This window comes from Cupriavidus sp. 291-E7 (assembly GCF_057798835.1).
Genome location: NZ_JBYOJV010000016.1, coordinates 114,611 through 123,270, shown reverse-complemented (window position 1 = coordinate 123,270; position 8,660 = coordinate 114,611). Strand labels below are relative to the sequence as shown.

The 8,660-nt window shown below is 63.6% G+C and carries 7 protein-coding genes; 6 read left to right on the top strand and 1 reads right to left on the bottom strand.

Going from position 1 to position 8,660, the window contains the following annotated elements:
• Positions 1–127: 127 nt before the first annotated feature.
• Both AC3FLX_RS24980 and lpxC read left to right on the top strand, forming a co-directional pair.
• Positions 128–634 (top strand): peroxiredoxin, encoded by a 507-nt coding sequence (locus AC3FLX_RS24980; protein WP_488700009.1) that lies wholly within the window; start codon positions 128–130, stop codon positions 632–634.
• Between the two features lie 154 nt (positions 635–788).
• On the top strand, positions 789–1,706 hold the full coding sequence (gene lpxC / locus AC3FLX_RS24975; protein WP_488700008.1) for a UDP-3-O-acyl-N-acetylglucosamine deacetylase: 918 nt from the start codon (positions 789–791) through the stop codon (positions 1,704–1,706).
• 98 nt (positions 1,707–1,804) lie between these two features.
• Here lpxC and AC3FLX_RS24970 read toward each other — a convergent pair whose 3' ends face one another.
• Positions 1,805–2,308, bottom strand: coding sequence for a DciA family protein (locus AC3FLX_RS24970; RefSeq protein WP_488700007.1), 504 nt, complete (start codon positions 2,306–2,308; stop codon positions 1,805–1,807).
• 106 nt (positions 2,309–2,414) lie between these two features.
• Here AC3FLX_RS24970 and AC3FLX_RS24965 point away from each other — a divergent pair, with 106 nt between their 5' ends.
• From AC3FLX_RS24965 to AC3FLX_RS24950, 4 genes are all read left to right on the top strand, one after another.
• Entirely contained in the window at positions 2,415–3,359 is a 945-nt protein-coding gene (locus tag AC3FLX_RS24965) for a M23 family metallopeptidase (protein WP_488700006.1), read from the top strand.
• A 231-nt stretch (positions 3,360–3,590) separates the two neighbouring features.
• The gene (gene secA / locus AC3FLX_RS24960) at positions 3,591–6,380 is read left to right on the top strand and encodes a preprotein translocase subunit SecA (protein ID WP_488700005.1); all 2,790 of its coding nucleotides are present in this window, start codon (positions 3,591–3,593) and stop codon (positions 6,378–6,380) included.
• A 99-nt stretch (positions 6,381–6,479) separates the two neighbouring features.
• Positions 6,480–7,706: a bifunctional glutamate N-acetyltransferase/amino-acid acetyltransferase ArgJ gene (gene argJ / locus AC3FLX_RS24955; RefSeq protein ID WP_488700004.1), complete on the top strand. Its 1,227-nt coding sequence runs from the start codon at positions 6,480–6,482 to the stop codon at positions 7,704–7,706.
• A gap of 61 nt (positions 7,707–7,767) precedes the next feature.
• Positions 7,768–8,658: an ATP-binding protein gene (locus AC3FLX_RS24950; RefSeq protein WP_488700003.1), complete on the top strand. Its 891-nt coding sequence runs from the start codon at positions 7,768–7,770 to the stop codon at positions 8,656–8,658.
• The last annotated feature ends 2 nt before the right edge of the window (positions 8,659–8,660 follow it).

Sequence of the window (8,660 nt, the reverse complement as noted above, 5' to 3'; positions counted from 1 at the left end):
CGCGCCGCGCGGCGTTTCAACTCCCAGGTATTTCCTGCTGCACCCGCCTGGCCGCACCGCTTGGTTGCGGCGGCATTCGGTCTATGATGCAGGCAGGTTTTTCGATACACGCTAGAGGACTGTTCCCATGATCGCCGTTGGCCAGCGCGTCCCCGACGCCACGTTGTACGAATTCTTTGAAGCGGAAACCGGCGGCTGCGCGCTGGGACCCAATGCGTTCCCCGTTGCCGAACTGGTCAAGGACAAGAAGATCGTGGTGTTCGGTCTGCCCGGCGCGTTCACGCCGACCTGCTCGGCCAAGCACGTGCCCGGCTTCGTCAAGCTGAACGACCAGCTGCGCGCGGCGGGTGTGGACGAGGTCTGGTGCCACTCTGTAAACGATGCGTTCGTGATGGGCGCATGGGGCCGCGAGCAGAAGACCGACGGCAAGGTCCGCATGATGGCCGACGGCTCCGGCCAGTGGGCCAAGGCGCTGGGTCTGGATCAAGACCTGAGCCAGCGCGGCCTGGGCGTGCGCGCAAAGCGCTATGCGATGGTCATCGACAACGGCGTGGTGACGCATCTGGCCGTCGAGGCAGCCGGCGAATTCAAGGTCAGCAGCGCCGAGGCGATTCTGGAAGCGTTGCGCGCCTGACACGAAGCGTGTCAAAAAATGTGATGTATTGGGCGTTTCATTAACATTGCCTAACACCCGGACACAAAGTGGTGCAGCGCAATATCCCGAGTGGTGGTAGCATCGCGTTATTGGAAATTTCGCCCAATAGCTTTTAATAATAGTTGAGGCCGTCATGCTCAAACAGCGCACTATCAAATCCGTGGTGAAGACGGTCGGCATCGGTTTGCACTCGGGTCGCAAGGTGACGCTGTCGCTGAGGCCGGCCCCCGCCGATGCCGGCATCGTATTTACGCGTGTCGATCTACCCGAACCGGTGGAAATCCCGGTGGCCGCCAGTGCCATTGGCGATACGCGCCTGGCGTCGGTATTGCAGAAGAACGGCGCGCGCGTTTCGACCGTCGAGCACCTGATGTCGGCCTGCGCCGGGTTGGGTATCGACAACCTCTATGTCGACGTCGACGCCGAGGAAATCCCGATCATGGACGGCAGCGCGGCTTCGTTCGTGTTCCTGCTGCAGTCGGCGGGCATCGAGGAACAGGCGGCGGCCAAGCGGTTCATCCGCGTCAAGAAGGCGGTTGAAGTGCGCGAGGGCGACAAGCTGGCTCGTCTGGAACCGTTCTTCGGCTTCAAGCTCGCCTTCACCATCGACTTCCGCCATCCCGCCGTCGACAAGACCGGCCAGACGTTCTCGATCGACTTTGCCGACACGAGCTACGTCCGTGAAATCGCCCGCGCCCGCACGTTCGGCTTTGCGCATGAAGTGGAAGCGCTGCGCGAGATGGGCCTGGCCCGTGGCGGCAGCCTGGACAATGCGATCGTGCTCGACGAGCACCGCATTTTGAACAACGAGGAACTGCGCTACGGCGACGAGTTCGTGCGCCACAAGATCCTCGATGCCATCGGCGATCTTTACGTGGTGGGTCATCCGCTGATCGGCTCGTACATTGCGAACAAGTCCGGTCACGGGATGAACAATCAGTTGCTGCGCGCGCTGCTGGCTGACCAGGAAGCCTATGAGATCGTGACCTTCGACAAGGTCGAGGACGCGCCGGTCGCTTTCCTGCCGCAGGTGCAACCGACTTTCGCCTGAAACATGGCCGGGCACGCCTGAGTCTCGTCAGGCGGCATCGACAAAAAACCCCGCGGTCTCGCAAGAGCGCGGGGTTTTTGTTTTCTGGCCGGGCGGCGTTATCGATGGTGCGCCAGCAGCGCCTGCACCGCGGCCTTGAGCGGCGAGTCTTCGAGGTTGCGCGCCAGCGTGTCCATGCTCTGCAAGCCTGTCTGTGGAATGTTCTCCGTACGCGGCTTGCGGTCGACGGGGCCAGTGTCCCAGTCACCGCGCCCCACCTCCGGTTGTACCCGTACACGGATTGCAGTAACCTGCGAGCCTCGCTGTTGCAGCCGTGAAAGCAAAGTGGGCACCACTTGCCGGACCCGAGCGGCCGCCGCGCCATGAGCGGCCAGCAACAGTAGCGTTTGCTCCGTCTGCGGGCCACGGCTGTCGGTCTTGACCCCGGCTACCGCGATGCCGCTTCGCAAGGCTGGCGGCAGCAGCGCAAAAACTTCCGCTTCCAGTGACGCCAGTTCCCGCGCAGTCCGCATCAGCGCCGAAACGGGCCCGGCCTTGGCCAGCCAATCGTTGAGTGGCTTGGCGTTCGGGGTCTTGAGAGCGTGGTGAGTGAACAAGCGCATGCGCGCATTCTAGCGCGCAATCCCGGCCGGTCAGAGAGCGGGGATGCGATGCCTGCATGCGCGCCGGAGCCAGGCGCTCCGTCCTTGGGAATGTTGGGGGTAGGTCATGCAAATCATCGTGCTGCATCCGCGCGAGGCGCGGGTGTTCCGCTTTCAATTGACGCGCCTGCGCGTCGTCCTGTCGGCCGTGGCGCTCTGCGTGCTCGTGGCTGCGGCATCTTCCGGGCTGACCTGGCTGGTGGCCCGCAACGCGGCTGTGCCCGAAGTCTCGCGCCAGGCGCGCGACAACGCCTATCTGCGTCAGAATCTGGCTGTCCTGGCCACCCGCGTGGGCGAGTTGCAGGCCCAGATGGTCCGTCTCGATGCGCTGGGCGAGCGCGTTTCAGGCCTGGCTGGCATCGCTCCGCAAGACTTTGACTTCCGCCATCGCCCGGCACGCGGCGGGCCGGCCAGCCCCGTGCGGTCAAGCGACCTGACGCTGCCCGAGTTGCGCGACGAACTGGCGCGCCTGGGCAAGCAGGCCGATCACCGCGTCGACTATTTCGATGTCATTGAAACCGCTTTGATGGACCGGCAACTGCGCGAGCGCCGCCAGCCCAGCGTGCTGCCCGTGGCATCTGGCTACGACGGATCCAGCTTCGGCACCCGAATCGATCCCTTTACCGGGCGACGCTCGCAGCATGACGGGGTGGATTTTGTCGCGCCGGCCGGCACGCCAATCGTTGCCGCCGCCGGCGGGGTGGTGGTGGCGTCCGAATGGCATCACGAGTACGGCAACATGATCGACATCGACCACGGCAACGGCCTCAAGACGCGCTATGCACATGCTTCGAAGGCGCTGGTCAAGGTGGGTGACCTGGTTCGCCCCGGGCAGCTGATCGCGCGCGTGGGCAGCACGGGGCGGTCCACGGGCGCCCATCTGCACTTCGAAGTCCATGTGAATGGCGTGCCACGTAACCCCGGTGCTTTCCTGACCGCGTCGGCGCCAGCGCCGGTCCAGGAGGCACTGGCCGCCGCGCCGTTGCCGACCGACCGGACCGCGATCCGCTGAGGCGGTTGTCGGTGCTGCCGGAACATTGAACATGTCCCACCTGTCCCAACCTGCTGGACGGGCCGCCAGTCAACCTGCCCAGGGCTGTTGCAACTGCACAGAATCTGTGCAGGCACAGGCCCGGTCAGGACATCGGCACATGATAAACTCGGCGTTTTGCGCCAATCTACCCATTCCTCGCGCGTATCTGGCCGGTCTTGTACCGGGCTGCCGCGCAGGTGAAAGCACTCGATGATCACGGGCCTTCTCAAGAAAGTCTTCGGCAGCCGCAACGAACGGCTGATCAAACAATATCGCCGCACGGTCACGCAGATCAACGCGCTCGAGCCGAAGTTCGAGGCGCTTTCGGACGACGAACTGCGTGGCATGACGGAGACGTTCCGCCAGCGCCATGCCGGTGGCGAGTCCCTCGATTCGCTGTTGCCGGAAGCGTTTGCCGTGTGCCGCGAGGCCAGCAAGCGCGTCATGAAGATGCGCCACTTCGACGTGCAGATGATCGGCGGCATGGTGCTGAACGACAACAAGATCGCCGAAATGCGCACCGGCGAAGGCAAGACGCTGACCGCCACGCTGGCCGTGTACCTGAATGCGCTGACCGGCAAGGGCGTGCACGTGGTGACGGTGAACGACTACCTGGCCCAGCGCGACGCCGAGTGGATGGGGCGCCTGTACAACTTCCTGGGCCTGTCGGTGGGTGTGAACCTGTCGCAGATGCCGCATGACCAGAAGCAGTCGGCCTATAACTCGGACATCACGTACGGTACCAACAACGAGTTCGGCTTCGACTACCTGCGCGACAACATGGTCTACGACCCGTCGCAGCGCGTGCAGCGTCCGCTGCGCTACGCGATCGTCGACGAAGTGGATTCGATCCTGATCGATGAGGCACGTACGCCGCTGATCATCTCGGGCCAGGCCGAGAACCAGACCGACCTTTACCAGCGCATGAACGGCATTCCGAAGCTGCTCGAGCGCCAGATCGGCGAGGAAAAGGCCGACGGCACCGGCGTTGAGAAGCCGGGCGACTACTTCGTGGACGAAAAGGGCCATCAGGTCTACCTGACCGAGGCCGGTCACGAGAAGGCCGAGCAAATCCTGGCCGCCCAGGGCCTGATCGGCGAGGGCGAATCGCTCTACGCGCCGCAGAACATCACGCTGATGCACCACCTGTACGCGGCTCTGCGCGCGCACAGCCTGTTCCATCGCGACCAGCACTATGTGGTGCAGAACGATGAAGTGGTGATCGTCGACGAATTCACGGGCCGTCTGATGACGGGCCGCCGTTGGTCCGATGGCCTGCACCAGGCCGTGGAAGCCAAGGAAGGCGTGTCGGTCCAGCAGGAAAACCAGACGCTGGCGACGATCACGTTCCAGAACTACTTCCGCATGTACGAAAAGCTGGCCGGCATGACCGGCACGGCCGACACCGAAGCGTATGAATTCCAGGAGATCTATGGCCTGGAAGTGGTGGTGATTCCGACCAACCGCCAGGCACAGCGCAAGGATCTGCAGGACCAGATCTACAAGACGTCGAAGGAACGCTACGACGCCGTGGTGCGCGATATCCGCGACTGCTACGAGCGCGGCCAGCCGGTGCTGGTGGGCACGACGTCGATCGAGACTTCCGAGTACCTGTCGGACCTGCTGAACAAGGAAAAGCTGCCGCACCAGGTGCTGAACGCCAAGCAACACGAGCGCGAAGCCGAGATCGTGGCGCAGGCCGGACGTCCGAAGATGATCACGATCGCCACGAACATGGCCGGTCGCGGTACCGACATCGTGCTGGGCGGGAACGTGGAAAAGCAGTCGAGCTTCATCGAGGCCGATGCGAACCTCTCGGACGCCGAGAAGGCCGCAAAGATCGAGCAGCTCAAGGGCGAATGGCAATCGCTGCACGAGCAGGTCAAGACGTCGGGCGGTCTGCATATCGTGGGCACTGAACGCCATGAGTCGCGCCGGATCGACAATCAGCTGCGTGGCCGTGCCGGCCGTCAGGGCGACCCGGGCTCGTCGCGCTTCTACCTGTCGCTGGACGACCAGCTGCTGCGCATCTTCGCGGGCGACCGCGTGCGCGCCATCATGGAGCGTCTGAAGATGCCCGAGGGCGAGCCGATCGAAGCCGGTATCGTGACGCGCTCGATCGAATCGGCGCAGCGCAAGGTGGAAGGCCGCAACTTCGACATCCGTAAGCAGCTTCTGCAATACGACGACGTTGCCAACGACCAGCGCAAGGAAATCTACAAGCTCCGTAACGATGTGCTGGAAGCCCAGGACGTCGGCGACATGGTGGCCAACCTGCGCGAAAGCGTGATCGTGGAGCTGTTCCGCGACCACGTGCCCGCGGAGAGCATGGAAGAGCAGTGGGATGTCGCTGGGCTGGAGCAGCGTCTGCGTGACGACTGGAGCCTGGATGTACCGCTGGCCAAGACCATCGAGGATGCGCAGAGCATCGAGGATGACGAGCTGCTGAACCTGATCCTGACCACCGCGCGCGAGACGTACGATGCCAAGATCGCCCAGGTGGGCCGCGAGTCGTTTGCCGGCTTCGAGCGCTCGGTCATGCTGCAGAGCATCGACACGCACTGGCGCGAGCACCTGGCCGCGCTGGATCACCTGCGCCAGGGTATCCATCTGCGCGGCTATGCGCAGAAGGACCCGAAGCAGGAATACAAGCGCGAATCCTTCGAACTGTTCGCCCGCCTGCTGGACGTGATCAAGAACGAAGTCACGCGCGTGGTGTTCAACGTGCAGATCCAGTCGCCCGAGCAACTGGAGCAGGCATCCGAGGAAATCGAGGAAGGTTTGTCGCACCTTGAGAACGTCCAGTACAAGCACGACGAATTTGCCGAAGGGCGCGAGCCCGTGGAGCAGACGCCGCCGCGCAGCAGCATGGCCGCTGCGGCGATGGCCGCAATGGGTGACGACGTCGCCCTGGCGGGCATGCCCAAGGTGGGTCGTAACGACCCGTGCCCGTGCGGATCGGGCAAGAAGTTCAAGCAGTGCCACGGCAAGCTGAGCTGAAGCCCGCCGCGACATAGCTGTCATCAAGAAATGCCCGCTTGAGTTCCCGCTCAAGCGGGCATGTTCGTCAGAAGCATCAGAGATTTTGAGGAAACGCACATGCCCGTGAACTTGCCCCTGCCGCAGGCAGAGAACCTGAAATCCGTCGCTGGTGTCGAGCTCGGCTGGGCCGAGGGCGGCATCCGCAAGGCCAATCGCAAGGACGTGCTGGTGGTGAAGGTTGCCGAAGGCAGCACGGTCGCGGGCGTTTTCACGCAGAACCGTTTCTGCGCCGCGCCCGTGCAGGTTTGCCGCGAGCATCTGGCCGCCGGTGCGGGCATCCGCGCGCTCGTGGTCAACACCGGCAACGCCAACGCCGGCACCGGCGAGCCGGGTCTGGCCGCCGCCCGCGCCACGTGCGATGCGCTGGCAAAGCAATTGAACATTGCCGCCAACCAAGTGCTGCCGTTCTCGACCGGCGTGATCCTGGAGCAATTGCCCGTTGATCGCCTGACCGCCGCGCTGCCCACGGCCATTGCCAACGCGCGTGCCGACAACTGGCTGGCTGCCGCCGAATCGATCATGACCACCGACACGCAGCCCAAGGCCGCGTCGCGCACGGTACAGATCGACGGCAAGACCGTGACGCTGTCCGGTATCAGCAAGGGCGCGGGCATGATCCGCCCGAACATGGCGACGATGCTCGGTTTCATTGCGATGGACGCTGCCGTGGCCCAGCCGGTGCTGCAGAAGCTGGTGTCGCATGCCGCCGATCATTCGTTCAACAGCATCACGATCGATGGCGACACGTCGACCAATGACTCGTTCGTGCTGATCGCTTCGGGCAAGTCGGGCGCCAGCGTGACCAGCGCCGAGGGCCCTGGCTTTGAAGCGCTGCGCGACGCCGTGACGGCGCTGGCGCAGGAACTGGCGCAGATGATCGTGCGCGATGGCGAAGGCGCCACCAAGCTGATGACGATCCGCGTGGAAGGCGGCAAGGATGTGGCCGAATGCCGCCAGATCGCTTATGCCGTGGCCCATTCGCCGCTGGTCAAGACCGCGTTCTATGCATCGGACCCCAACCTGGGCCGTATCCTGGCGGCCGTCGGCTATGCCGGCGTGAACGACCTGAACGTCGATCGCGTGAATCTGTGGCTGGACGATGTCTGGGTGGCGCGCGACGGTGGCCGCAACCCGGACTATCGTGAAGAAGACGGCCAGCGCGTGATGAAGCAGGCCGAAATCACGGTGCGTATCGCACTGGGCCGTGGCAATGCCGAGGCCACGGTATGGACCTGCGACCTGTCGCACGACTACGTATCGATCAACGCCGATTACCGTTCGTAATCCGTAAAACGCTCAAGTACTCGTCTTTCGTATTTCGTAATTCGCCTGGAAGAAGCGCCCCATGTCCGATCTTGCTACCCGTCTCGATAGCTTCCTTGCCCGTCTTGAACAATGGCTGCCGCCGGAACTGACCGACGCGGACTGGAAGGAGGCGGTAGCGTTCCGCTGGCGCAAGCGGCAGAGCCTGTTCGGCAACATCGGCTATCTGCAGGCCATCCGCCAGCTGCCGCCCATCCACCTGAACGATCTGAAGAACATCGATCGTCAGAAGGACGCGATCGTGGCCAACACGCGCCAGTTCGTGAACAGCCTGCCGGCCAACAACGTGCTGCTGACCGGCGCGCGCGGGACGGGCAAGTCGTCGCTGATCAAGGCGTGCCTGAACGAGTATGTGCAGCAGGGCCTGCGCCTGGTGGAAGTGGACAAGGACGATCTGGGCGACCTTGGCGACATCGTTGAGAAGCTGGCGGGGCGCCCGGAGCGCTTTGTGATTTTCTGCGATGACCTGTCGTTCGAGGAAGGTGAGTCTGGCTACAAGTCGCTGAAGTCGGCGCTCGATGGTTCCGTGGCGGCACAGTCGGACAACGTGCTGATCTACGCCACGTCGAACCGTCGCCACTTGCTGCCCGAGTACATGAAGGACAACGAGACCTACCAGCACACGGCCGATGGCGAAATCCATCCGGGCGAAGTGGTGGAAGAAAAGATCTCGCTGTCCGAGCGCTTCGGCCTGTGGCTGTCTTTCTACCCGCCCAAGCAGGACGAGTATCTGGCGATCGTCGGTCACTGGCTGTCGCACTTTGGCTGCACGCCGGCCGATATCGAGGCGGCACGCGGCGATGCGCTGGTCTGGGCGCTGGAGCGCGGGTCGCGCTCGGGCCGCGTGGCCTGGCAGTTCGCGCGCGACTGGGGTGGCAAGCATGGCAAACCGTTCGTGGCAGACAAGGAATAATC

Bases quoted from the DNA above. Each gene is read 5' to 3' on its own strand.
- AC3FLX_RS24980 (WP_488700009.1), top strand. From the start codon at position 128: ATGATCGCCGTTGGCCAGCGCGTCCCCGACGCCACGTTGTACGAATTC.
- lpxC (WP_488700008.1), top strand. From the start codon at position 789: ATGCTCAAACAGCGCACTATCAAATCCGTGGTGAAGACGGTCGGCATC.
- AC3FLX_RS24970 (WP_488700007.1), bottom strand. From the start codon at position 2,308: ATGCGCTTGTTCACTCACCACGCTCTCAAGACCCCGAACGCCAAGCCA.
- AC3FLX_RS24965 (WP_488700006.1), top strand. From the start codon at position 2,415: ATGCAAATCATCGTGCTGCATCCGCGCGAGGCGCGGGTGTTCCGCTTT.
- secA (WP_488700005.1), top strand. From the start codon at position 3,591: ATGATCACGGGCCTTCTCAAGAAAGTCTTCGGCAGCCGCAACGAACGG.
- argJ (WP_488700004.1), top strand. From the start codon at position 6,480: ATGCCCGTGAACTTGCCCCTGCCGCAGGCAGAGAACCTGAAATCCGTC.
- AC3FLX_RS24950 (WP_488700003.1), top strand. From the start codon at position 7,768: ATGTCCGATCTTGCTACCCGTCTCGATAGCTTCCTTGCCCGTCTTGAA.